23 protein-coding genes are annotated in these 24,738 nt (G+C 63.8%); 12 read left to right on the forward strand and 11 right to left on the reverse strand.

The genetic code is table 11. The features are described from left to right. The first annotated feature begins 159 nt into the window (after positions 1-159). A complete protein-coding gene (locus M727_RS0116655) occupies positions 160-777 on the forward strand; it encodes a transglutaminase-like cysteine peptidase (protein WP_027153618.1) in 618 nt (205 codons plus the stop codon). 404 nt (positions 778-1,181) lie between these two features. Here M727_RS0116655 and M727_RS0116660 read toward each other — a convergent pair whose 3' ends face one another. Genes M727_RS0116660 through M727_RS0116675 form a run of 4 tightly spaced genes read right to left on the reverse strand, consistent with a single transcriptional unit; the run spans position 1,182 to position 3,979 of the window. Then, positions 1,182-1,547, reverse strand: coding sequence for a helix-turn-helix transcriptional regulator (locus M727_RS0116660; protein WP_027153619.1), 366 nt, complete (start codon positions 1,545-1,547; stop codon positions 1,182-1,184). Between the two features lie 42 nt (positions 1,548-1,589). Next, on the reverse strand, positions 1,590-2,120 hold the full coding sequence (locus M727_RS0116665) for a Smr/MutS family protein (protein ID WP_027153620.1): 531 nt from the start codon (positions 2,118-2,120) through the stop codon (positions 1,590-1,592). Further along, entirely contained in the window at positions 2,117-3,253 is a 1,137-nt protein-coding gene (locus M727_RS0116670; RefSeq protein WP_027153621.1) for a murein transglycosylase A, read from the reverse strand. Before M727_RS0116670 ends, M727_RS0116665 begins: the two co-directional genes overlap by 4 nt. Before the next feature lie 24 nt (positions 3,254-3,277). Then, the gene (locus tag M727_RS0116675; protein ID WP_023802679.1) at positions 3,278-3,979 is read right to left on the reverse strand and encodes a Tim44/TimA family putative adaptor protein; all 702 of its coding nucleotides are present in this window, start codon (positions 3,977-3,979) and stop codon (positions 3,278-3,280) included. Positions 3,980-4,178: 199 nt separating this feature from the next. On the opposite strand from M727_RS0116675, the gene M727_RS0116680 reads away from it, so the two are divergent. After that, on the forward strand, positions 4,179-4,673 hold the full coding sequence (locus tag M727_RS0116680; protein WP_027153622.1) for an FxsA family protein: 495 nt from the start codon (positions 4,179-4,181) through the stop codon (positions 4,671-4,673). A gap of 285 nt (positions 4,674-4,958) precedes the next feature. Next, a complete protein-coding gene (secB, locus tag M727_RS0116685) occupies positions 4,959-5,459 on the forward strand; it encodes a protein-export chaperone SecB (RefSeq protein WP_027153623.1) in 501 nt (166 codons plus the stop codon). A 253-nt stretch (positions 5,460-5,712) separates the two neighbouring features. Here secB and dnaQ read toward each other — a convergent pair whose 3' ends face one another. The 5 genes from dnaQ to M727_RS0116710 form a co-directional block, all read right to left on the reverse strand. Continuing rightward, on the reverse strand, positions 5,713-6,432 hold the full coding sequence (gene dnaQ / locus M727_RS0116690) for a DNA polymerase III subunit epsilon (RefSeq protein WP_027153624.1): 720 nt from the start codon (positions 6,430-6,432) through the stop codon (positions 5,713-5,715). 86 nt (positions 6,433-6,518) lie between these two features. Then, positions 6,519-7,121, reverse strand: coding sequence for a dephospho-CoA kinase (coaE, locus tag M727_RS0116695; protein WP_027153625.1), 603 nt, complete (start codon positions 7,119-7,121; stop codon positions 6,519-6,521). Between the two features lie 6 nt (positions 7,122-7,127). Beyond that, complete coding sequence (locus tag M727_RS0116700) at positions 7,128-7,970, reverse strand: shikimate dehydrogenase (RefSeq protein ID WP_027153626.1); 843 nt, start codon at positions 7,968-7,970, stop codon at positions 7,128-7,130. Then, a complete protein-coding gene (locus M727_RS0116705) occupies positions 7,963-8,562 on the reverse strand; it encodes a Maf-like protein (RefSeq protein ID WP_027153627.1) in 600 nt (199 codons plus the stop codon). Before M727_RS0116705 ends, M727_RS0116700 begins: the two co-directional genes overlap by 8 nt. Positions 8,563-8,951: 389 nt before the next feature. Continuing rightward, a complete protein-coding gene (locus M727_RS0116710; RefSeq protein ID WP_027153628.1) occupies positions 8,952-9,773 on the reverse strand; it encodes a pyruvate, water dikinase regulatory protein in 822 nt (273 codons plus the stop codon). 403 nt (positions 9,774-10,176) lie between these two features. On the opposite strand from M727_RS0116710, the gene hemE reads away from it, so the two are divergent. From hemE to rho, 3 genes are all read left to right on the forward strand, one after another. After that, positions 10,177-11,205, forward strand: a complete 1,029-nt coding sequence (gene hemE, locus M727_RS0116715; RefSeq protein ID WP_027153629.1) for a uroporphyrinogen decarboxylase — start codon at positions 10,177-10,179, stop codon at positions 11,203-11,205. Next, entirely contained in the window at positions 11,202-11,753 is a 552-nt protein-coding gene (hemJ, locus tag M727_RS0116720; protein WP_027153630.1) for a protoporphyrinogen oxidase HemJ, read from the forward strand. The genes hemE and hemJ overlap by 4 nt, the downstream gene beginning before the upstream one ends. Before the next feature lie 297 nt (positions 11,754-12,050). After that, complete coding sequence (rho, locus tag M727_RS0116725; RefSeq protein WP_027153631.1) at positions 12,051-13,316, forward strand: transcription termination factor Rho; 1,266 nt, start codon at positions 12,051-12,053, stop codon at positions 13,314-13,316. A 222-nt stretch (positions 13,317-13,538) separates the two neighbouring features. Here the strand turns inward: rho and M727_RS0116730 are convergent, their stop codons facing one another. Beyond that, positions 13,539-15,557, reverse strand: coding sequence for a thioredoxin domain-containing protein (locus M727_RS0116730; RefSeq protein ID WP_027153632.1), 2,019 nt, complete (start codon positions 15,555-15,557; stop codon positions 13,539-13,541). Between the two features lie 64 nt (positions 15,558-15,621). Between M727_RS0116730 and mnmE the strand changes: the two genes are divergently transcribed. The 5 genes from mnmE to M727_RS0116755 all read left to right on the forward strand — a co-directional run bounded on the left by mnmE (position 15,622) and on the right by M727_RS0116755 (position 21,561). After that, on the forward strand, positions 15,622-16,950 hold the full coding sequence (mnmE, locus tag M727_RS0116735) for a tRNA uridine-5-carboxymethylaminomethyl(34) synthesis GTPase MnmE (protein ID WP_027153633.1): 1,329 nt from the start codon (positions 15,622-15,624) through the stop codon (positions 16,948-16,950). Between the two features lie 347 nt (positions 16,951-17,297). Continuing rightward, positions 17,298-19,172 (forward strand): tRNA uridine-5-carboxymethylaminomethyl(34) synthesis enzyme MnmG, encoded by a 1,875-nt coding sequence (gene mnmG / locus M727_RS0116740; RefSeq protein WP_027153634.1) that lies wholly within the window; start codon positions 17,298-17,300, stop codon positions 19,170-19,172. Next, complete coding sequence (gene rsmG / locus M727_RS0116745) at positions 19,169-19,804, forward strand: 16S rRNA (guanine(527)-N(7))-methyltransferase RsmG (protein WP_027153635.1); 636 nt, start codon at positions 19,169-19,171, stop codon at positions 19,802-19,804. The genes mnmG and rsmG overlap by 4 nt, the downstream gene beginning before the upstream one ends. Positions 19,805-19,840: 36 nt before the next feature. Further along, entirely contained in the window at positions 19,841-20,641 is an 801-nt protein-coding gene (locus M727_RS0116750) for a ParA family protein (protein WP_084646769.1), read from the forward strand. A 35-nt stretch (positions 20,642-20,676) separates the two neighbouring features. Then, on the forward strand, positions 20,677-21,561 hold the full coding sequence (locus M727_RS0116755; protein ID WP_027153636.1) for a ParB/RepB/Spo0J family partition protein: 885 nt from the start codon (positions 20,677-20,679) through the stop codon (positions 21,559-21,561). Between the two features lie 424 nt (positions 21,562-21,985). Here the strand turns inward: M727_RS0116755 and holA are convergent, their stop codons facing one another. Beyond that, a complete protein-coding gene (gene holA / locus M727_RS0116760; protein WP_027153637.1) occupies positions 21,986-23,029 on the reverse strand; it encodes a DNA polymerase III subunit delta in 1,044 nt (347 codons plus the stop codon). Between the two features lie 475 nt (positions 23,030-23,504). Between holA and M727_RS0116765 the strand changes: the two genes are divergently transcribed. Beyond that, complete coding sequence (locus M727_RS0116765; protein WP_027153638.1) at positions 23,505-24,737, forward strand: 3-methyl-2-oxobutanoate dehydrogenase (2-methylpropanoyl-transferring) subunit alpha; 1,233 nt, start codon at positions 23,505-23,507, stop codon at positions 24,735-24,737. Position 24,738 lies beyond the last annotated feature (1 nt).

Here is a 24,738-nt window from a genome sequence, read left to right on the forward strand (position 1 = left end):
ATGTCCCGGATGGCAGCCGCCGTTCAAGTCGACCTGTTGCACAATAGCCGCGCTTTCGGCCGCGCGGGTAACCATATCGCAAAACTGGCCGTTGGTATTATTGACAGGGACTGTAGATCGCCCTTAACGTTTCATTAACAACAAGGGACGAGGGGGACAATGATTTCCTCACCAATGGCGAGAGGGCTGCGCGTGTGCGCCCTGTTAGGGCTGGCACTTGCGACAGGCTGGTCTACGGCGGCTTCGGCGGCCGGGCCAATGGCAACCGGCGGCCCGACATCGCAGCCGATCGGCCATTACGATTTCTGCAAGACCAGTCCGGCCGAATGCTCGATCCACCCGGGCAATCTCGCCCCCGCCACCATGACAGGCGCGCTCTGGCGCAAGATTCTCAGCGTCAACGCCAGGGTCAACAACGCCGTCAAGCCGATAAGCGACATCGATATTTACGGCAAGGACGAGGTCTGGGCCTACCCCGTCAGGGGCGTTGGCGACTGTGAGGACTATGTCCTGGAAAAGCGCCGCGAATTGAACCGCTTGGGCGTGTCGTACGCCAATCTTCTGATGACCGTCGTGCGCAAGCCGGATGGCGAGGGCCATGCCGTGCTGACCGTGCGCACGAGCAAGGGCGACTACGTCCTCGACAATCTGGACGGAAAGGTCCGCTCGTGGGACCGGACCGGCTACCGCTTCCTCAAGCGGCAGGCGATCGACAATACCGGTCGCTGGGTGTCGATCCGTGATGGCCAGCAGGTCCTGGTCGGCGCGGTCCAGTAAAATATCTAACCCGTGAGGGTGAGCAGATGAATAGAGTTCCGCACCCTTGCGACGCTCCATCGTTACGGCATGGATCCTAGGGTCTCCGCTACGTCGCTTCGCTCCTGCTCCGCCCTAGGATGACGAACGCAGGTGGTTTAAGGCCAATCGCGGATGTCGGAAATTTGCAGCTGCGTGCCGGGTAGCGGGATCGCGGCCAATGGCAATCGCAAACCTTCGAGATTGGCTGAACCGATCCTCACTTCGTCATCCTAGGGCGGAGCGCAGGAGCGAAGCGACGTAGCGGAGGCCCTAGGATCCATGCCGTTACCTTCGAGCAATGCCGCGTTGAACAGCGCTCTCGCTTGACGGACTGCCTCAGTCGTCGTGGCGCAATGATGACCCTCAAGTCCGGGATCAAATACCTACCTCCGCCCCAGCGCGGCGCGGATCGATGCGGTGATGCGGCGAAGCTCCGCCTCGTCTAGTTTTTCGATGTTTTCGGCCAGGACATTGGCAAGCTCGGTGGCGGCGGGGCTGAGGCCCGACGTGTCGAGTTTTACCCGCGGGTGCGAGGTCTCGGCCAGCCGCGCCAGTTCTTCGGCATCGTCCCAGATGACATTGAAATAGCCGATGATCTTCTGGATCAGCGTCCAGGTCGGCGCGCCGCGGCGTCCGTGCTCCAGCGCCGACAGATAGGCGGCGCTGACGCCGATCGCCCTGGCCATGGCCTTTTGGCTGACGCCGCGTTCGCTCCGCAGAGCGCGAAGCTTTTCGCCGAACGGAGTCACAAGTCCATCCTCGTGGGGTGCACCCTCATGCGCGCATCTGCATCAGCGCGTGCGCCGCAGGCGGACATAGAGCGCGCCCGAGCCGCCATGCTTGCGGGCGGCGTGGTCGTGGCTGGAGACCAGCGGTCTGAATGCGGGTGTCGACAGCCAGGCCGGCACGGCGCGCCGCAGGATGCCGTCGCCGCCGGACGAGGAGCCCTTGCCGGTGATCACCAGCACATAGCGGATGCCGCCGGCATGCGCCCGGTGCAGGAAGGAGAACAAAAGCGAATAGGCTTCGTCCTGGCTCAGGCCGTGCAGATCGACGCGGCCTTCGATCGGCAGCCGGCCCTTCGACAGTTTTTCCAGCGTCGGCTCGTCGAGCGCATGCGAAACATACTGCGTCCTGGCTTTCGTGGCCGCAGCAGGAGCCATCGCCTGGTCACGCAGCGGTGGCTTGGTGTCATCCGCGATGTCCGGGCCAATATCTGGGATGTCGATGGCGGACTTGCCCTTCAGCGGCTTGGCAGTGCGCGCCACCAGGTTCCACAGCACCCGGTCGTCCTCGCTCAGCCTGTCGATGCGCCGGGTCATCGCCCCGCTCCCGGCACAAGCCGACGCGGGATCAGCGCGTAGAAATCGGCAGGGTTGCGGACAACACCGGCGATCTCGCCGGCCGCATCTCCCGTACCAGTGAACAGGTCGCCACGGGCCGGGCCGGTGATGGCCGAGCCGGTGTCCTGCGCGATCATCAGCCGCCGAAACGGCTTGTTGTCGAAAGCGGTCAGCGACGGCCCATCGATGTAGAACGGCGTGCCGAATGTATGCAGCAGACGGTCGACAGCGACGGAGCGGCCCGGAGTCAGCGGTACTTTTGCGGCAGCGATCGGCCCGAGTTCCGGGTCGTCGACCGCCGCCTCGCTGACCGAAATCTCGCGGAAAAAAATATAGGAGCGGTTGCGCCACAGGATCTCGTCGATGCGCTGCGGATGCGCCTTGAACCAGGCGCGGACCGACTGCATGGTCACCGCTTCCAGCGGGATTTCGCCTAGCTCACCCAGGATTTTGCCCGGTCCGGTAAAGCGCTGGCCGGATTTGGCGACATAGGTGACGCGGCAAAGCCGGCCGTCGGTCATGGTGAGCCGCGCAGAACCCTGTACGTGAATGAAGAAGGCGTCGACCTTGTCGGCGAGCCAGGCGATTTCCAGACCCTTGCCCGCCAAATCCTTGCCTGCAAGCGCGCCGCGCTCGATCTCGCCGCGATCGAAATACTCGACCGGTCCGTCCGGCGTGGCGCGGCCGAAGGCGAGATAGGGATCCATGCCGACCGGCCGATTGGCGTCGTCGATGTCGACGAGATCGGCCGGACGCGACAGCAACGGCACCGTAAATCGTTCGGTTCGCACCGGCGAAGCGTCGACCACCGGCTCATAGAAGCCGGTGACGAGGCCGGCGCCACCGCTTTCCGCCGCTATGTGCGCCGGGATGAAATGCCGCTCGAAGAAGGCGCGGGCTTCGCGCCGGTCGGTTGGCGAAATGGTGCGGGCTGCAGCATAGGCGTCGGTGAAGGCATTGAAGTCCACCCCGAGCCCGCCGGAGCGATAGGGTTTCGTCAGGATGTGAAGAGCCGAACGCCGGAAAGCAGCGAACGCGGCCAGATGGTCGTCCTCGTCCCAGCCGGGCAGATCGTCAAAGGATGTTTCGCGGAACGCCTGAGAAAGCGACACGACAGACCCCGCCGTGGTCCGGGCTCAGTCTTCTTCTTCGGTGGCGACGAGCTTCCAGTTCGGGTCGCGCGAGCGCGTATCGCGGGCAAAGGTCCAGACATCCTTGACCTCGGCGACGGTTTCGGGATCGCCGTCGATGACGGCGCCGGCCTTGTCGCGCGTTGCCGAAATCAATTCGCTGACGATGCGCAAGGTGATATGCGCCTCGCTGCCCTTCATCTCGGCGGAAACGATGTCGGCCTTGTCGATGCCGACGAAGGAGGATTGGATCTTTTCCGACTTCGCCTCGCGGTCGCCGATCGCCGCGACAAAGCCGTCATAGACCTCGCGCGACAACAGGTTCTTCAGCGTCTTGCGATCGCCATCGGCATAGGCCATGACGATCATCTCATAGGCCATCTTGGCGCCGTCGACGAAGGTCTTGGGGTCGAATGCCGGATCATTGTCCTTGATCGCGCGCAGGCCCTTGTTGAGATCGGTGTCAGGCTTGGCGAAGGCGTCGATCGCCGCATAGGCGTCGATTGCCGGCTCTCCCGGCGCTCGCTTGCGCGGCAGCGAGACCACATTCTCGGGTTTTTGGGCGTCGTCGCGGGTGCGGCCCGCCGTATAGGGGTCGAACGGCGGCCGCTCGCTGCCGGTGCGGCGGCCGAGCACATTGCGCAGCTGGAAAAAGATCACAACCGCCGCAACCAGAAAGAAAATCGTGCCGAAGTCGAAGAATCCCATATCTTCCGCCAATCAATCCCTACTCCGGCCGGACCGCCCGGCCAGGCAATGGCTGCGGTCGCATAGCGTTCAACATCCAAAGCATATAGAACGCAAGCTGCAATCATTCAAATTAAAGGCAGCCATACCTATCTAAAAGGTTCAGTGCCAGCGGCGATTGCCCGCCTGCCGGCAAAACATCGAAACGATCGGTCAAGATTTGCGCATTTCGCTGCTTCCCCTGTTCATCCTCGCGCTTCCGCTGCTGGAGATCGCCGGTTTCGTCGTTGTCGGCCGCCAGGTCGGCGCCCTGGCGACGGTCGGGCTGGTGATGGCTTCGAGCATCGCCGGCGCGCTGTTGTTGCGATACCAGGGGTTCGGCGTCATGACCCGGGTCCGTGCCGAAATGGACGCCGGACGTGATCCAAGCCGTCAGCTCGCGCATGGCGCCATGATCGTGCTGGCGGCGATCCTGCTCATCATTCCCGGCTTCATCACCGACATTTTAGGCATTCTGCTGCTGCTGCCGCCGGTCCGCGACCTCGCCTGGCGCCGGCTGAAAGGCCGCATCGTGATGGCCACCAGTTTCGGCACCGGTGGATTCCGGGCCCGGCAACGCGACAAGACCATCGACCTCGACGACAGCGACTATTCGCGCGGCGACGAGCACGGCCCCGATCGCAATTCCCCCTGGCGCCGCCTCAAGGACGAGTAGATCGCCTCGAGGACGAGTAGCCCGGCGCAGCTCTCCCTTCTCCCCTTGTGGGAGAAGGNGGCCNCGCGAAGCGAGGTNGGATGAGGGGTGTTCCAGCTTGGCACCGACGGCGATCCTTCCAACACCCCTCAACCGTCTTGGCGCTGCGCGCCAATCCACCTTCTCCCGCAAGGGGAGAAGGGAAAGCAAAGCGCGCAAAACCTTGTCTTGTCATGCCGGCCATGGTAGCGAACGCCCGATTTCAATCCGGTCAGCAACGCTGCCGAGGCAAAAGGACAAAGGCTTATGGCCAGCAAAGACGACGCGCCGACCGGCGCGGCCAGTGGCAACGGCGACGCGACGCAGCCTTCGCTCAACGTACTTGCCCAATATGTGAAGGACCTTTCCTTCGAAAGCCCCGGCGCGCCGAACTCGCTGCGCGGCCGCGACAAGGCTCCCGGCATCGCCATCAACGTCAATGTCAACGCCAACCCGCTTTCGGACAAGCAGTTCGACGTCAATCTGACGCTGAACGCCAAGGCGTCCTTCGACAAGGAAGTGCTGTTCAACGTCGAGCTGGTCTATGGCGGCGTGTTCGCCATCAGCGGCTTCCCGCAGGAGCACATGCTGCCGCTGCTGTTCATCGAATGCCCGCGGCTGCTGTTCCCGTTCGCCAGGCAGATCATCGCCGAGGCGACCCGCAATGGCGGCTTCCCGCCGCTGATGCTCGACCCGATCGATTTTGCGCAGATGTTCCAGCAGAAGCTGGCCGAGGACCAGGCCGCCAGCAAGGTCAAGGTGAGCTGAGGCGAGTGCTCGGTGAGGTGTGAAAAACCCGGCCTCGCGCCGGGTTTTTTGTTGAGAAGTCGGCGGGACAGCGCCCCCCTCTGGCCTGCCGGCCATCTCCCCCACAAGGGGGAGATTGGCAGTTTCGGCGCTCCGTTCATTCCTGCGACTTTGCAGACTGGCGAAAGCCGGTGTGAAGTCCAATCTCCCCCCTCGTGGGGGAGATGTCCGGCAGGACAGAGGGGGGCGCGAAGGATCGCTACGCCAAAAATCGCTATGCCGCAGAACTCGCTTCCCGGGCGACGCGCAGCCAGAGCGCCTTTTCGCCTAATGTGCCGACCATGTTCGCATGCGCGGCGCGCTCTGCTTCGGTCAGGCGAGACGGCAGCGCTATCGGCCGCGCGGCGATGCTGATGTCGATGTCGTCGACGTTTCTCCTGCCGCCGGCCGGCGCCGTGGCGCTGTCGAGGATGAGCGCCGCCTGCTTGCCGCCGATGAGCTCGATATAGACCTCGGCCAGCAATTCCGAATCGAGCAAGGCGCCGTGCTTGGTGCGGCGGGCATTGTCGATGCCGTAGCGCCGGCACAGCGCGTCCAGCGAATTGGGCCCCATCGGATGCTTGCGGCGCGCCAGCGCCAGCGTGTCGACGACAAGTCCGGGGTCAACGACCGGATGGCCAAGCCGGCCGAATTCGACATTGAGGAAAGCGATGTCGAAAGTCGCATTGTGGGCGACCAGCTTGGCGCCGTCGATGAAGGCAAGGAACTCCTCGGCGATGTCGCTGAAGGTCGGCTTGCCCATCAGGTCGGCGGCGCTGATGCCATGAACGGCCTGCGCCTCGGCATGGATCGGTCGTCCCTGCGGATTGAGGTAATGGTGGAAGGTGCGGCCGGTCGGGAAACGGTTGACCAGCTCGATGCAGCCAAGCTCGATAACGCGGTCATCGCGGAAATCGAGGCCGGTGGTTTCCGTATCGAAGATGATCTCGCGCATCGAATCAGTCCGTTGGGTCCGGCGGTAGTCCAGCCGAATCATGATGGGAACAAATTGGCAACATATTACGCCGGGCGCAAGCGCCGTTAAGCAGGCTTGCCGGCTTTATCCCCGACCAGTTTCGCGACGATTGCATTGACCGCCGCGCGCGCCGCATCAAAACCTTGTCCGGTGTCGATGACGAAATCGGCGCGCTCACGCTTTTCGGCGTCGGGAACCTGCCTGGCCAGGATCGACGCCAGTTTCTCCTCGCTCATGCCCGGCCGCGCCAGCACGCGGGCGCGCTGGATGTCGGGCGACGCGGTGACGACCACGACCTTGTCGACACGGTCGCGGCCGCCGGTTTCGAACAGCAGCGGGATGTCGAGAACGACAAGCGGCGCGCCGGCGGCCCGGTGTCTGGCCAGGAAAGCGTCGGCGTCGGCGCGGACCAGTGGGTGGATGATCGCTTCCAGCCGTTTCAGTGCAGCTGCATCACCGAGCACCCGCTCGGCCAGCCTGGTGCGATCGACGGAGCCGGATTTCGCCGTTCCGGGAAACGCCGCCTCGACCAGCGGAGCCGCCTTGCCGGCGTAGAGGCGATGCACCGCCTCGTCCGAATCGTGGACAGGCACGCCGGCCTCGGCAAACATCCTGGCCGTCGTCGACTTGCCCATGCCGATCGATCCGGTGAGGCCGAGCACGATCATGTTTTTTTACTCCCTGGCGCCGAGATCGGCGACGATCATCTGCCGCAATTCGGCAGTGACCTCAGGCCTGATGCCGAACCAGCGCTCGAAGCCGGGCACTGCCTGGTGCAGCAGCATGCCGAACCCGTCGACGGCTTTCAGGCCGCGCGCCTTGGCGGCGGCCAGCAACGGCGTTTCCAGCGGCACATAGACAATGTCGGTGACGATGGCATGGTCCGGCAGCCTGGCCGGATCGGCGGACAGGCCTTCATTGCCGTGCATGCCAAGCGCTGACGTGTTGACCAGCAGGCCGGCATCGGCAAGCAGCTCGCGCGTCGCCGCCGTGCCGTGGGCCGAGACCCCGGCGCCGAAGCGGTGGCGCAGCTCCTCGGCTCGGGCGAGCGTCCGGTTGACGATGCGGATGTCACTGATGCCGCGCTGCTTGAGCGCATGGATGACCGCGCGGGCGGCGCCGCCGGCGCCAAGCACCACCGCCGGGCCGTTGTCTGCCCAGCCCGGCGCATGCTCGTCGAGATTGGCGGCAAAGCCATGGGCGTCGGTGTTGCCGCCGCACAAAATTCCGTCCTCGAGCCACAGCGTGTTGACGGCGCCGATCTGTTCGGCCGCGTCGTCGCGGCGCGCCGCCAGCGCGAAGGCGGCCTCCTTGTGCGGGATGGTGACGTTGCCGCCCCGATAGCCATTCGCCTCGAGTGTTTCGACGAATTCGGCAAAAGCATCCGGCGCGACGTCGATCGCCCGGTAGCTGCCGTCGATGCCGTATTTCGCCAGCCAAAAGCCGTGGATGTTCGGCGACCGGGAATGCGCAACGGGGTGGCCGGTGACGAAGGCCTTTTTCGCGGCCTCAGCCATCGATGGCTCCGAGTTCGCGCAGCTTGGCCAGGACGGGCAGAAGCGGCAGGCCGACAATGGTGAAATAGTCGCCCTCTACTCTTTCGAACAGCTGGATGCCCTCGCCTTCGATCTGGTAGGCGCCGACGCTGGACAGCGCCTTGGCGCCGACGCGCGCCAGATGGCGGCCGATGAAGGCCGGATCGAGCTTTCGCATGGTCAGGCTGGCGACGCCGACATGCCGCCACAGAACCGCGCCGTCGCGGGCCAGCACCACGGCGCTGTTGAGCTGATGGGTCTTGCCCGACAGCGCCAGGAGATGGCGGCGGGCGGCTTCCATGTCGGCCGGCTTGTGAAACACTTCGTCGCCGAGCGACAGCGTCTGGTCGCAGCCGAGCACCAGGGCGCCGGGCATTCGCTCGCTGACCTCGGTGGCCTTGGCCTCGGCCAGCACCAGGGCGACGTCCTCGGGCGAGATACCGCTGCCCTGCAAGGGTGCTTCGAGCGCGCGCTCGTCGACTTCCGCCGGGACCGCGTCGACCGGCACGCCGGCATTGACAAGCAACGCCTTGCGGAACGGGCTGCCCGAGGCAAGGATGATTTTTTCGGCCATGATGTACGCGCCTAAGGTTGGTTGAGATTCCGATCCGGAGACGGACGCGCAGACAGTCGCTGGATCGCTGCGCTTCTCGGGCACAGTAACGGCATCCTAGGGTCTCCGCTACGTCGCTTCGCTCCTGCTCCGCCCTAGGATGACGAAGGCATAGTGGTGTAAGGCCAATCGCAGATGTCCGAGATTGGCAGTTGCGTCGCGCATACCGGGTGGCGGCTGATGCCAAATCGCAAACCTTCGAGATTGGCTGAAACGCTCCTCACTTCGTCATCCTAGGGCGAAGCAAGGAGCGAAGCGACGCGGCGCGGACCCTAGGATCCATGCCGTGACCTTCGAGCCTTGCAGCGCTGAACGGCTAGACAAAACCTCACCATTTCCTGACTTCTCAGTTATCTTGTCTTTCCCCGCAGGGCAACGATCGCCGCCGCCGTCTCCTCGATCGAGCGGCGGCTGACGTCGATCATCGGCCAGCCGTGCCGCGTGCAGATCTGGCGGGCGTAGGCGAGTTCCTCGCTGATTGCCGCGCGGTCGACATAGTCGGTCGGCTCGTAGGCGCTGGTGTTGCCGAGGATGCGGTTCTGGCGCACCTGCGAGATGCGCTCGGCGGTGGCGATCAGCCCGACGATCAGCGGCTTCGTGGCGTTGATCAGGCTTTCCGGCACCGGCACACCGACCACGATCGGGATGTTGGCGGTCTTGATGCCGCGATTGGCGAGATAGATGCTGGTCGGCGTCTTCGAGGTGCGCGAAATGCCGACGAGCACAATGTCGGCGTCGTCCATATTGGCGGGCAGCTGGCCGTCATCATGCTCCATGGTGAAGTTGAGCGCGTCGATGCGGCGGAAATATTCGGCGTCCAGCACATGCTGGGCGCCGACGCGGCGGCCGGCCGGCGTGCCGAGATAGGACTGGAACACGGTCAGCACCGGTTCCAGCACGGAGACGCAAGGCAGGCCCATGGCGGCGCAGCGCTCGTCGATGCCGCGGGCGAGCTTCTGGTCGACGACCGTGTAAAGGATGATGCCCGGCTCCTCCTCGATGTCCTCGAACACTTTCGTCACCTGCTTTTCGGTGCGGATCAGCGGGTAGATATGCTCGATGGCGCGCGCGTCCTTGTATTGCGCCGAAGCCGCGCGCCCGGCCGCCAGCAGCGTTTCACCGGTGGCATCGGAAATCAGGTGAAGGTGAAAGAAGCTCTGGGGTTTGTTCACAGGGGTACGTTCCAAGCTGTGGGCCGATGTGGATAAGGTCGGTCGGAAAGATCGGCCGGTTCGGGGCGACTGTATCAGATGCCGGTTTGTCCACAATTCGATGCGCTATTCGCTTCGTCGGGCGGCTGGGGACAAGTCCGGGGACGGGCTTTTTCGACTCGGCCTCATCCACAGGGCCATTTTCTCCAGGCGGGCGGTAACGCATTGTTCCCAGTCGGGAATTTCCAACTGTCCCCAAACTCCTCCTATCCGGCAGAAGAAGCACGCGACAATATGCTGGCTGGTCTTTTCCGGGGCAAGGCGGGACAGCAGACAACCACCGATACCAACAGACTCTTAGAATCATAAGATTCCTAGAAATAGAATACTTAATTATAAAGAAGCCTGGAGAGGCGAGTGCTGAATGCCTGAAAACCGCATCATGCTGGACGTGTTGAGAGGCAAGACGGTATCTCCGCCGCCGCTCTGGATGATGCGGCAGGCCGGCCGCTATCTGCCGGAATATCGCGAGACACGCAGGCGGGCCGGATCGTTCCTCGATCTTTGCTATAATCCCGATATTGCCGTGGAAGTGACGCTGCAGCCGATCGAGCGTTTCGGCTTCGATGCATCGATCCTGTTTTCCGATATCCTGGTCGTGCCGCATGCGCTGGGCCGCGACGTGCGCTTCGAGGAGGGCCGCGGGCCGCTGCTGACGCCGATCTCGGCGACGGAGATTGCCGCTCTCGACGGCGAAACGTTTCACGTGAATCTCGAACCGGTCTACGAGACGGTCAGGCGATTGCGGACAAGACTGCCTGATCAGACGACGCTGATCGGCTTCTGCGGCGCGCCGTGGACAGTGGCGACCTATATGATCGCCGGGCACGGCACCTCGGACCAGGCCCCGGCGCGGCTGTTTGCCTATCGTGAGCCGGCGGCTTTTTTACAATTGCTGAACGTGCTTGCCGATCACTCTGCTGCCTATCTGATCCGACAGATCGAAGCCGGCGCCGATGTGGTGCAGATCTTTGACTCGTGGTCCGGCGTGCTCGACGAAGTTTCTTTCGAGGCGTTTTGCGTCAGGCCGGTGGCGGAGATCGTCAGGCAGGTCCGGGCCGTCCATCCCGACGTTCCGATCATCGGCTTTCCCAAGGGCGCCGGCGCCCATTACCGCAGCTATCGCCAAAAAACCGGCGTGACCGGGCTGGGGCTCGACTGGACTGTGCCGTTGACGACGGCGAGGGAACTGCAGCGCGACGGCGCCGTGCAGGGCAATCTCGATCCGTTGCGGCTGGTGGCGGGCGGCAAGGCGCTTTCAGACGGTGTCGACGCAATCCTGAAAGCACTGGGCGATCGACCGCTGATCTTCAATCTCGGCCATGGCATCACGCCGGAAACGCCGATCGCGCATGTCGAGGCGATGGTGAAGATGGTGCGGGCGCATCGATGACCGACATGAACAACGCCAACAGTGGTGCGGGCAGCAGCGGTGGTGCAGCGATGCGTCGAGCAGCGATCGCCATCGTCATCTTCCTCGTCCTGGCGGCGCTTCTGTTCCTGTTCGGGCCGGATGATTTCTATCCCTGGGCAAAGGCGATCCATGTCATCGCCGTCATCTCCTGGATGGCGGGCATGCTCTATCTGCCGCGGCTGCTGGTTTATCATGCCGACGCGGAAAAGGGCTCCGTCCAGTCGGAGACCTTCAAGGTGATGGAGCGCCGGCTGCTGCGCGGCATCATCAATCCAGCCATGATCATCACCTGGGCGTTTGGCCTCTGGCTTGCCTGGAAAGGTTTTGGTTTTCAGGGTGGCTGGCTGCATGCCAAGATCGCCGCGGTGCTCGGCCTCTCGGCCGTTCATGGCTATCTGGCCGGCGCGGTACGCAAATTCGCCGAGGACCGCAACGAAAAGCCCGCGAAGCACTGGCGGATCGTCAATGAGATTCCCACATTGCTGATGATCGTCATCGTCGTGCTGGTCATCGTGAAGCCGTTTTGAGCTTCGTGCTTAGCCGATATCTGCAACGCTGGTAATTGGCGAAACCATCAATGAGAGCGCCCCCCTCTCCCCGGTCACTATACGGGGTGAGGATGCCGGCAGGCAGGTGAGGGGCAGCGCAAACCTGATGCGATTGGCGCTCGCAAAAGGCGGCTTGCTCTTTCAGTCGACCAACGATAAAAGACGGGTCTTCCTTCCCGTCATGCGCCGCCCCATTCATCGCTTCGGCCGCGCCCGGCATTTGTCGCATCCCGCCGATATTTTCCCCATACTTACTCACTCAGAGTCCGTCTAATGATGCAAGAAATGAAACTCACAGAGTTCAAGAACAAGAAACCGCCAGAGCTGATCGCTTATGCCGAATCGCTCGAGGTCGAGAACGCCAGCGTGATGCGCAAGCAGGAGCTGATGTTCGCGATCCTGAAGCGGCTGGCGACCCAGGATATCGAGATCATCGGTGACGGCGTCGTCGAAGTGCTGCAGGACGGTTTTGGCTTCCTGCGCTCGGCCAATGCCAATTATCTGCCGGGTCCGGACGATATCTACATCTCGCCGTCGCAGATCCGCCGGTTCTCACTGAAGACCGGCGACACCGTCGAGGGCCCGATCCGCAGCCCGAAGGAGGGCGAGCGCTATTTCGCCCTGCTCAAGGTCAACACGATCAATTTCGACGACCCGGAAAAGATCCGCCACAAGATCCATTTCGACAATCTGACGCCGCTTTACCCGACCTCGCGGCTGAAGATGGAAATGGACGTTCCGACCTCGAAGGACATCTCGGCCCGCGTCATCGACCTGGTGGCGCCGCTCGGCAAGGGCCAGCGCGCCCTGATCGTGGCGCAGCCGCGCACCGGCAAGACGGTGCTGTTGCAGAACATCGCCCATTCGATCACCACCAATCATCCCGAATGCTACCTGATCGTGCTGTTGATCGACGAGCGGCCGGAAGAAGTCACCGACATGCAGCGCTCGGTGAAGGGCGAGGTCGTCTCCTCGACCTTCGACGAGCCGGCGGTGCGCCACGTCCAGGTCGCCGAAATGGTGATCGAGAAGGCCAAGCGCCTGGTCGAGCACGGGCGCGACGTCGTCATCCTGCTGGATTCGATCACCCGCCTCGGCCGCGCCTACAACACTGTGGTGCCGTCATCCGGCAAGGTGCTGACCGGCGGCGTCGACGCCAATGCCCTGCAGCGGCCGAAGCGCTTCTTCGGTGCTGCCCGCAACATCGAGGAAGGCGGCTCGCTGACCATCATCGCCACCGCGCTGATCGACACCGGCAGCCGCATGGACGAGGTCATCTTCGAAGAGTTCAAGGGCACCGGCAACTCGGAAATCGTGCTCGACCGCAAGGTGGCGGACAAGCGCATCTACCCGGCCATGGACATCCTCAAGTCCGGCACCCGCAAGGAAGATCTTTTGGTCGCCCGCCAGGACCTGCAAAAAATCTTCGTGCTGCGCCGCATCCTGGCGCCGATGGGCACCACCGACGCCATCGAGTTCCTCATCGACAAGCTCAAGCAGACCAAGACCAACGCTGATTTCTTCGATTCGATGAATACGTAAGAGGGGCAAAGACCCGGCGATCCTTCGCGCCCCCCTCTGTCCTGCCGGACATCTCCCCCACAAGGAGGGAGATTGGCCGTCATGACTGATTTCGCCAACCACCAACTTTGCAAAAGGGACGCTGTCGGCGAAGCTGCCGATCTCCCCCAAGTGGGGGAGATGTCCGGCAGGACAGAGGGGGCGCTGTCCCTCCAGCGTTCCCGGTTCTGCGGACCTTTGCGCCTACCGACGATGTAACAGGCGTTCGAGTTCTTCCGGATTCGTTATCACCGGCAGGCAGACCTGCCCGGTGCACAGCCAGGCGCCAGGCTCGGTCGTTGGCGGCAAAACGCCGCCTGGCAGCATCGGCAGGCTTGTCGCCGAACCGACCGGCACGATCGTGTCGATCCGGCGCGGGTCGGGATTTCGATTCGCTACCGGAACAAGCCTTGGACTCTCTGGGCTATCCACCAGCACCAGCTTCAACGGCTCGATTGCCAGGGCACAGGCGTTGACGATCCCCGCCTGGCCATAGGCCTGATGCGCCGCACGGCCGGCGGCGTGTTCGGCGATCCTCCAGGTCTTTTCCTGCAATTCGAGATCGCCGGAAAGCGACGACAATCGAACCATGGCCTCGATGATCTGGCCGGTGGCCGAAGGAATGGCCTCGTCGGCATCGCCCCTGATGCGGATCGGTACGTCGCTGCTGTCCGACGCGGTCAGGTAGTAGCCGGTGCTGTTCTCATCGCTATGCCATTGGTCGAGCTGCGCGATGAATTGGCCGGCCAGCTCGGCATAACTCGATGTTCCGGTAGCCTCGAACAGCGAGATTGCGGCGTTGGCCATGGCGGCGTAGTCGCTCGACAGCGCCGGAAACAGCTTCTTGGCGCCAAGCATCGAATGCGGCAGGCGACCGTCTCGACCGGCACTGGCAATGGCAGCAAAGGCCTGTTCCGCCGCCTCGATCCAGTCGATCCGTTTCAGGGCGCGCCCGGCCTCGGCGAGAGCCGCGATCACCAGGCCGTTCCAGTCGGTCAGGATTTTTCCGTCACGCCCGGGCCTGACGCGCTGCTCCCTGGCCGCCAGCAGTTTTTCTGTGAGCGGAATGAGCCGGTCGCGATCGGCGACGCTTTGTGTTTGCTGGGCCGCAGTCTGGTGGATGATCGGCTTGCCCTCCCAGCCGTGCGGGCTGGAAAGCGTGAAGTATTGGAAAAACAACGTCGATTCGTCACCGAGAGCAGTTTCGATCTCATCCCTGCTCCAGGTGTAGAACAGCCCCTCCTCACCCTCGCTGTCGGCGTCGAGGCTGGCGGCGAAAGCACCGCCATTGATGCGCATCTCGCGCAACAGGCAGTCGATTGTCTCTTCGATTCGTATCCGGAACAATTCATTGCCGGTCGCCGCAAAAGCCCAGTTGCACAGCCGGATGAGCTGCGCGTTGTCGTAGAGCATCTTTTCGAAATGCGGCACCAGCCACTCGGCATCGGTCGAATAGCGGCTAAGACTGCCGCCGACATGGTCATAGATGCCGCCCGCCAGCATCTTTTCGAGGCTGAGCAGGACAGCATCACGATGGGCTGTGGCGCCGTCGCGCAGCCAGGACAGCCACAGCGTCTGCATGAACGGCGCATTGGGGAACTTGGGCGCGCCGCGCAGGCCGCCCAGATCCCGGTCGATCATGCCGTCGATGCCGTCGGCGAGCGTCGCGAGCGTGTCGCGGTCGAGCACCGTCTTGGCATGGCTGCCCGCCAGCCGCGCCTCGACATGCGTGGTCAGGCCGTCGGCGCTTTGGTTAACGCTTTCTTTCTTCTCGCGCCACGCCTTGTCGACCGCCTCCAGCACCTGGACGAAGCCCGGGCGGCCGTAGCGGGGCTCGCGCGGAAAATAGGTGCCGCCCCAGAAAGGTTTGCCGTCCGGCGTCAAAAACATGGTCAGTGGCCAACCGCCCTGCTCGCCCATCGCCGACAATGCGGCCATATAGATCTGGTCGATGTCTGGTCGCTCTTCGCGATCGACCTTGATATTGACGAACAGACAGTTCATGACGGCGGCGACGTCGGCGTTCTCAAAACTTTCGTGCGCCATGACATGGCACCAGTGGCAGGCGGCGTAGCCGACTGAGAGCAGGATCGGCCGCTCGAGCGCCTTGGCTTCGGCGAGAGACGCCGGCGACCACGCCCGCCAATGCACCGGGTTGCCGCTGTGCTGCTGCAGATAGGGGCTGGCCTCTTCGGCAAGCAGGTTTTTCGCGGGCAACGTCACTGTTGATAACTCGGCAATCTGTTGCTGAACAAGCGAAGCTAGGGCGGTTGTGCTGGGTCGGCAAATGATTTCAGGTAATTCCATTGTTGCCCTGTCTAGCGGCCGCCTGCCCGCCGGGGTTGCCGTGATCCGCATTTCCGGACCGCAAAGTCGATTCGCCGTTGAAACGATTGCCGGTTCCATGGTTCAGAACCGCGTTGCCGCCTATCGCCAGTTCAGGGCGCCGGACGGATCGGTGCTCGACAGCGGGCTGGTCGTTTTCTTTGCCGGCCCAAACAGCTTTACCGGCGAGGATGTCGCCGAATTCCACGTCCATGGCGGGCGGGCCGTGGTGGCGAAGATGCTGGAGGTGATCGCCGGCTTCGACGGCGTCAGACATGCCGAGCCGGGCGAGTTCACCCGCCGCGCCTTTCTCAATGGCAAGGTCGATCTGGTCGAGACCGAGGCGCTGGCCGATCTCGTCAATGCCGAGACCGAGGCGCAGCGGCGCTTTGCCGTCCAGAATGCCGAAGGCGTGCAGAGCGAGCTCTACCTCAACTGGCGCCGTCGGCTGATTCATGCGCGGGCGATGATCGAGGCAGAAATTGATTTTGCCGACGAAGACGATGTGCCCGGTTCCGTTGCAGAGACGGTCTGGTCCGACGTCCGCGCGATGATCGGCGAGATCGAGCGTCATGTCCAAGGCTTCCGGGCCGCCGAAATCATCCGTGACGGCTTTGAGGTCGTCATTCTTGGTGCGCCGAATGCCGGCAAATCGAGCTTGTTCAACGCTTTGGCCCGGCGCGATGCGGCGATCGTCACCGAGGAGCCCGGCACCACCCGCGATCTGCTCGAGGTGGTGCTGGACCTGGAGGGGATGCGCATAAGAGTGACCGATACCGCCGGCTTGCGCGAGACGCCCGGCAGGATCGAGGCGATCGGCATCGGAAGGGCGAGGAGCAAGGCCGGCACTGCCGATTTGTTGCTGGTGCTGGAGGATTTGGTGGAGCCGGTGCCGATCGACGCAATACCACCTGATGTCTCGGCCTTGCTGATCGGGACGAAGGCCGATTTGCTGCCGGATGAATCGGTGACGCTTGCGAGGCGTTACGACGCGGTAATCTCAACCAGGGACGGCACCGGGCTGGCGGAGTTGCTGGCCGAGATCGGGCGTCGCGCCGCAGTGCAGATCGGCCATGCCGGCGATATCCTGCCATCGCGGCTGCGGCACGTCGAACTGCTCAACGAGACGAAGCGCTTCTTGCTGGCGGCAGCGGCAGAGGATGGGCGCGGGCAGGAATTGCGGGCAGAGGAATTGCGGCTGGCGGCGGATCGGCTTGGCCGCATCGTTGGGGCGGTCGATGTCGAGGACATGCTCGACGTCATCTTTGCGCAGTTCTGCATCGGCAAATGACTCACGTGAAACATTGCGGGCCGGCCAGCTCTGGGTGATTCACGTGAAACACCACGCGATTAGCTCGAAGGCATTGTTTCACGTGAAACGATCCACGGTCCCCGAGACGGGATCGAATTTCAGACTTAGCGCTGCCCCTCATTGCCCTGCCGGGCATTTCTCCCCGTATAGTGACGGGGAGAAAGACACAACCGTCGACGGTTTCCCCAATCACCAGCGTTGCAAAAGACCCGTCGTTGCTGCGGCTAGCCCGCTTCTCCCCGTCACTATACGGGGAGAAGGTGCCGGCTTGACACCACGTCCTGACGGGGACATGTGTCGGTCACCCTGAATCTGGAACACTAAAAATGACCGATCACTATGATGTGGTTGTGGTGGGCGGCGGCCATGCTGGTTGCGAGGCGGCCGGTGCTGCCGCGCGCGCTGGCGCCAAGACCGCCCTGGTGACGCTGCGCTTCGCGACGATCGGCGTCATGTCGTGCAATCCGGCGATCGGCGGGCTCGGCAAGGGCCATCTGGTTCGCGAGATCGACGCCATGGACGGGCTGATGGGACGTGTCGCCGATGCGGCCGGCATCCAGTTCCGTCTGCTCAACCGCCGCAAGGGCCCGGCAGTTCGTGGGCCGCGGACGCAAGCCGACAGAAAGCTCTATCGGCTTGCCATGCAAGCGGCGATTCGCGAACAGGCGGGCCTCGACGTGGTCGAGGGCGAGGTCCTGGATTTCGAAATCGCCAATGAGCGCCTGGCGGCGGTGCTGCTGGCGGATGGCCGCCGGCTTGGCTGCGGCGCCGTGGTGCTGACCACCGGCACTTTCCTGCGCGGGCTGATCCATATCGGCGAGAAGAAGATCGTTGCCGGCCGCATGAACGAGCAGGCCAGCCTTGGTCTGTCGGCGACGATGAGCCGCGCCGGCTTCAAGCTCGGGCGGCTGAAGACCGGCACACCGCCACGGCTGGATGGACGCACGATCGATTGGGCGTCGCTGGAAAGCCAGGCGGCGGATGATGACCCGGTGTCGTTCTCGCTGATGACCGACCGCATCGACAATCCGCAGATCCATTGCGGCATCACGCGCACAACTGCAGCGACGCACGAGCTGATCCGCGCCAATCTGGGCCGCTCGGCGATGTATTCCGGCTCGATCGAAGGGGTGGGGCCGCGTTACTGCCCGTCGATCGAGGACAAGATCGTCAAGTTCGGCGACCGCGAAGGCCACCAGATTTTTCTCGAGCCGGAAGGGCTGGACGACGATACCGTCTACCCGAATGGCATTTCGACCTCGCTGCCGGAGGACGTGCAACTCGACATTCTAAAAACCATTCCGGGCCTTGAATGCGCCACCATGCTGCAGCCCGGCTATGCCATCGAGTACGATCATGTCGACCCGCGCGAGCTCAAGCCGACGCTCGAAACCAAGCGGATCGCCGGTCTTTTTCTAGCGGGGCAGATCAACGGCACCACCGGTTACGAGGAGGCCGGGGCGCAGGGGCTGCTGGCCGGCCTCAACGCCGCGCGGCAGGTTTCGGCAAGCGACCAGATCGTGCTCAGCCGCACCGAGGCCTATATCGGGGTGATGGTCGACGACCTGACCAGCCGTGGCATCGCCGAACCGTATCGGATGTTCACTTCGCGGGCCGAGTTCCGGCTGTCGCTGCGGGCCGACAATGCCGATGAGCGGCTGACGCCGCTGGCGATGAAGCTCGGGATTGCCTCGCAGGAGCGGATGCAACGGTTTAGCGACGTCGTGCAGAACCTTGAAAAGGCGAGGGACCTTGCGCTTGGCACGACCATGACCCCCAATGTAGCGGCGCGTCATGGGCTGGAGATCAACCGGGACGGGGTACGCCGCTCGGCCTATGAATTGCTGGCCTATCCCGGCGTCGACGTCGCGTGGCTGGCCCGGATCGCCCCGCAGTTTGCGGGCATTGACAGCAAAACGGCAGAGCGCCTTGAAACGGAAGCGAAATATTCAGTCTATCTCGACCGCCAGCAGGCTGACGTCACGCAGATCAGGCATGAGGAGAGCCGATTGATCCCGGCGTCGCTCGACTTTGCTTCCGTTCCGGGGCTGTCCAACGAGCTGAAGCAAAAGATGCTGGCGCGCCAGCCGCGCTCGATCGCCGACGCACAGCGCATGGAGGGCATGACGCCGGCGGCGCTGGCGATCATCGTCGCGCATGTCCGCAATGCCGAGGCTGCCGCGCGAAGGAATGTTGCGTGAGCGCTGCCTCATGGGCGAGCCTGCAAGCGGCTGCCGGCCCGGTTTCACGTGAAACATTCGAACGCCTAGTAGAGTTCGAGACGGTCTTTCAGAAATGGAATCGCCGGATAAACCTGGCGGCGCAGTCGACGCAGGACGATGTCTGGCGCCGCCACATCCTCGACAGCGCGCAACTGGCGCGAATCAAACCAGAGGCGAAGCGCTGGCTCGATCTCGGCTCCGGGGGCGGTTTTCCCGGCCTGGTGCTGGCCTTCCTGCTTGCCGAGCGCGACGGCGCCAGCATCGATCTGATTGAAAGCAATCGGAAGAAAGCATCGTTCCTGCAAGCGGTCGTCGGCCAGTTCAACCTGCCCGCCAGGGTCGTCGCGCGGCGCATCGACGACACCTATCCGTTTGTTTCAACACCGCAAATCGTCACTGCCAGAGCGCTGGCGTCGCTTCCGGTGCTGCTCGATCTGTCGGCGCCGTGGCTGACGGCTGGCGCCTGCGGCCTGTTCCACAAAGGCCGGGATTACCGCAGCGAGGTGGCAGAAAGCGCTCAACGATGGTCATTCGATCTGGTAGAACATGCCAGCGCGACCGACGCTCATGGCGTCATCCTCGAACTGTCTGATTTGCGCCAACTGACTTAGATCGGCGACCTCGGCATGAATTTCTGGCATAGACCCATGATGAAGAATGGCCCCCGAATCATCACCGTAGCCAACCAGAAGGGCGGCGTCGGCAAGACGACGACGGCCATCAATCTGGCGACGGCGCTGGCGGCGATCGGCGAGCGGGTGCTGATCGTCGATCTCGACCCGCAAGGCAATGCCAGCACCGGTCTCGGTATCGACCGGCGCGACCGCACCGTTTCCTCCTATGACGTGCTGACCGGCGAGCTCGATCTGGAGGCGGCGGCGATCCCGACGGCGGTGCCGGGACTGTCTATCGTGCCGTCAACGCTCGACCTGCTCGGCATCGAAATGGAGATCGCCTCGGCGCCGGACCGGGTGCTGCGGCTGCGCAACGCCTTGCGCGCCTCGGCCGAGCGCTCGGCGAATTTTGGCTATGTGCTGATCGATTGCCCGCCGTCGCTCAATCTGCTGACGCTCAACTCGATGGCGGCAGCCGATTCGGTGCTGGTGCCGCTGCAATGCGAATTCTTCGCGCTCGAAGGTCTGAGCCAGCTGCTGGAAACGGTCGAGCAGGTCCGCCGCTCGATCAATCCCGAGCTGACCATCCAGGGCATCGTGCTGACCATGTTCGACGGGCGCAACAACCTCGCCAACCAGGTGGTGCAGGACGTGCGGGCGCATATGGGCGACAAGGTCTATGAAACTGTCATCCCGCGCAATGTGCGCGTCTCCGAGGCGCCGTCCTACGGCAAGCCGGCGATCCTCTACGACCTCAAATGCTCCGGCAGCCAGGCCTATCTGCAGCTTGCCTCCGAGGTGATCCGCCGCGAGCGCAAACTGCGCGCCGCTTAGAAGCCGAATTGATACCGAAACGATCTGGACAGACGATGAGCGAAGACCTTTCGAGAAAAAGACTGGGCCGGGGACTGGCGGCGCTGATCGGCGAAATCGATCGTCCGGCAGCCGTGGAAAAGCCGGGCATGAATGCCGACGGCAAGGTGCCGATCGAGTTCCTGAGCCCGAACCCAAAGAATCCACGCCGGCATTTCGGCGACGCCGACCTGACCGATCTTGCCCAGTCGATCCGCGAACATGGCGTGGTGCAGCCGGTGGTGGCACGGCCATCGCCGACGCAAGCTGGCCGCTACGAGATCATCGCCGGCGAGCGGCGCTGGCGCGCGGCGCAGCGCGCCGGGCTGAGCGAGATCCCGATCATCGTGCGCGATGTCAACGATCGCACCGCGCTCGAGCTGGCGATCATCGAAAACGTCCAGCGCACCGACCTCAATCCGGTCGAGGAGGCGATGGGCTACCAGCAGCTGATCGACGATCACGGCTACACCCAGGCCGATCTCGGCCAGGTGATCGGCAAGAGCCGCAGCCATGTCGCCAACACGCTGCGGCTGTTGAAGCTGCCGGACGTGATCCGCGACATGCTGGTCGACGGCGCGCTGTCGGCCGGCCATGCCCGTACATTGGTGACGGCGCAGGATCCGGCGGGTCTGGCCAAGCGCATCGTCGAGGACGGGCTTTCGGTGCGCCAGGCCGAAGCGCTGGCGCAGATGCCGGCGGGTGCGCCGACCGTGAAGCGACAACCTGCAGCACCGGTGCAGAAGGATGCTGATACGCGGGCGCTTGAAAAGCTCATGACCGACACGCTCGGCATGTTCGTCACGATCGAGCACAACGAGCGCGGCGGCGTGATCAGCGTCGCCTATCGGACGCTGGAGCAGCTCGACGAGCTTTGCCGGCGGTTGAAGCATGAGGGATAGCTTATTAGCCGGCAAAGGGCCTCAGGGTCCCGCTTGTTTTAGACGAGGATCGGCGCCCTTATAGGCTACCTGCTCCAGCGTTTGCGCCGCCCCTCACCTGCCTGCCGGCATCCTCTCCCAGTATAGTGACGGGGAGAGGGGGCTGTCATCGACGGCTTCGCCAATCACCAACGTTGCAGATAAGAGGCCGGCAGGGCAATGAGGGGCGGCGATTGCCAGCCCTTCCCTTTTCTAGCGCCGGTGATTGGCGAAATCGTCGAGGCTGCTGATCTCCCTCCCTGAGGGGAGATGGCCGGCGGGCCAGAAGGGGTCGCCTCACATCAAGCGCCGGCACCTTGCTGAAGCGAAGAAGATGTCGGCGCTCCACGCGCTGCGACCCCCTCTGTCGCCTTCGGCGACATCTCCCCCCCTCAAGGGGGGGAGATCAGGTGCGCGCCAGTCTTGCGCTTTCCACGGCAATGCCGAGCAGCGCCTGCCGAGCCAGCGCGACCGCGAGGTCCGGCCGGCGGCGGGTCTGCAGGACCGCTGTCTGCAGCCTGGTCAAGGCGCGGCCGAGCGCCTCGCCGCTCCAGCGTTCGAGGGCTTTTTCGACCAGCTTGCGCCGCGTGAAAAAAACCGGCGGGCGCGCCGCGGCAACCACCGAAGCGGCGTTGCGGCCGCCGGCGTCCATCAGGCCGCGCATTGCCTGGATCGCCTGCAGCTGCCGCATCGCCGACGACAGCACCAGAAAAGCCTGGCCGCCGGACTGGCAGTGACGGGTGAAGGCGATGTCGAAGTCGCCGACCTTGCCGTCGAGCAAGGCATCGACGGCGTCATCGAAGGACAGGCCGGAGACGTCGCCCGACGTCGCCTTGACGTCATCGAGGCCGATTTCGCTCTGGCCGTAGGCATAGAGCACCAGCTTTTCGATCTCGCCGCGCGAGGCCAGCCGGTCACCACCGAGGTTGCGGCGCAGCGCCTGGCGGGCCTCCAGCGTCATCGACATGCCGGCCTTGCGCAATTCGTCGTCAATGACCGTGTCGAGGTCGCGCGCCTCGTCGGCGTAGCACGGCAGCGCCATGGCAATGTCCGCCGCCTCGACGATGGCGCGCAGCCCGACGCCCTTCTTCAGGTCGCCGGCCTCGATCAGGATGATGGCGTCACGCGGCGGCTCCGCGGTCAGCGCCTTGACGTCGTCGGCAAGCGCCTTCTGGCCGGACGCATTGCGCACCCAGAGCAAGCGCCGGTCCGAAAACATCGGCACGGTGCGGGCCTCGTCGAGCAGGCGGCCCTCGTCGCGATCGACTTCCGACCCGTCCAGCCTGACCACCGAGAACGGATCGTCGAGCGGCAGGCCGGTCTTGCCGGCAAAGGCACGGGCGCGCTCGGCGACCAGCCCGCGGTCGGGCCCGTAGAGCAGGACGATCGAGACACGCGGGTCCGGCCGCGCCAACCACGAATCGACCTCGTAACCTTTCTTCTGTGCCATGGGTTATGGGTTAGCATGATGCGGGCGCGGGGTGAACGGCGCCGCTCCTCATTTCCTTCTCCCCTTGTGGGGCCCGAAGGGCGGGCGAGGCCCGTGACTCGCCCCGGGCGGTGGATTGGCGCGCAGCGCCAAGACGGAAGAGGGGTGTTGGACGGAGTGCCGTCGGTGCCAGGCTGGAACACCCCTCATCCGTCGCCTTCGGCGACACCTTCTCCCACAACAAGGGGAGAAGGAAAGGGCCGCAGCGCTAGCCGCTCGATCCGACGTCTTGTCCAATCTGGCGGGAAACCCGGCGCAATCATGCGCCAAATTGCGCGCAGAGCCGGAAGATCGACAAGAAATTTCGCTGACATATCTTCATCCTGACAGGTGCTGCTGGCGGCGCGGTGGTTGGCCGGAGCCCTTGCCCGACGAATTGGCACTGGTCTGCCGGTGTGCAAGTATCTTGGCCGGGCAACATGGGAGGACGAAGGTCATGGCCGATGCGGGAATGTTGCGCTTTCATGTGCCGGAGCCCGAGGTGCGACCGGGCGGGACGCCGGATTTTTCTGATGTGACCATCCCCAAGGCCGGCTCGGTGCCGCGTCCCGAGATCGATGTCGATCCGCGTGATATCCGTGATCTGGCGTTTTCGATCATCCGTGTGCTCAACCGCGCCGGCGAAGCCGTCGGGCCTTGGGCCGGCCTTCTTTCCGACGACGAGTTGCTGGAAGGCCTGCGCCACATGATGACGCTGCGCAGCTTCGACGCGCGCATGCAGATGGCGCAGCGCCAGGGCAAGACCTCCTTTTACATGCAGCACCTCGGTGAAGAGGCGGTGAGCTGCGCCTTCCGCAGGGCGCTGGCGCCGGGCGACATGAACTTTCCGACCTATCGGCAGGCCGGCCTGCTCATTGCCGACGGCTATCCGATGGTCACGATGATGAACCAGATCTATTCGAACGAGGCCGATCCGCTGAAGGGCCGGCAGCTGCCGATCATGTATTCGTCGAAGGAGCACGGCTTCTTCTCGATCTCCGGCAATCTGGCGACGCAATACATCCAGGCGGTCGGCTGGGGGATGGCTTCGGCGATCAGCAATGATTCGAAGATCGCCGCCGCCTGGATCGGCGACGGCTCGACGGCCGAGTCCGACTTCCATTCGGCGCTGGTCTTCGCCTCGACATACAAGGCGCCGGTGGTGCTCAACGTCGTCAACAACCAGTGGGCGATCTCGACCTTCCAGGGCATCGCCCGCGGCGGCTCCGGTACCTTCGCCGCGCGCGGCCTCGGCTTCGGCATTCCCTCGCTGCGGGTCGACGGCAACGATTATCTCGCCGTCCATGCGGTGGCCAAATGGGCCGCCGAGCGGGCGCGGAAAAACCTCGGGCCGACGCTGGTCGAATATGTCACCTACCGCGTCGGGGCGCATTCGAGCTCCGACGATCCGTCGGCCTACCGGCCGAAGGCCGAATCCGACGCCTGGCCGCTCGGCGACCCGATCGTCAGGCTGAAGAACCACCTCATCCAGCGCGGCGTCTGGTCGGACGAGCGCCACACCCAGGCCGAAGCGGAGATCCTCGAAACGGTGATCGCGGCGCAAAGAGAGGCCGAGCGCCACGGCACGCTGCATGCCGGCGGCAAGCCTTCGACGCGCGACATGTTCGAAGGCGTCTATGGTGAGATGCCGCCGCATCTCAGACGCCAGCGCCAGCAGGCGGGGGTCTGAG

It is taken from the genome of Mesorhizobium sp. WSM2561, from assembly GCF_000513915.1.
Taxonomy (GTDB): domain Bacteria; phylum Pseudomonadota; class Alphaproteobacteria; order Rhizobiales; family Rhizobiaceae; genus Mesorhizobium; species Mesorhizobium muleiense.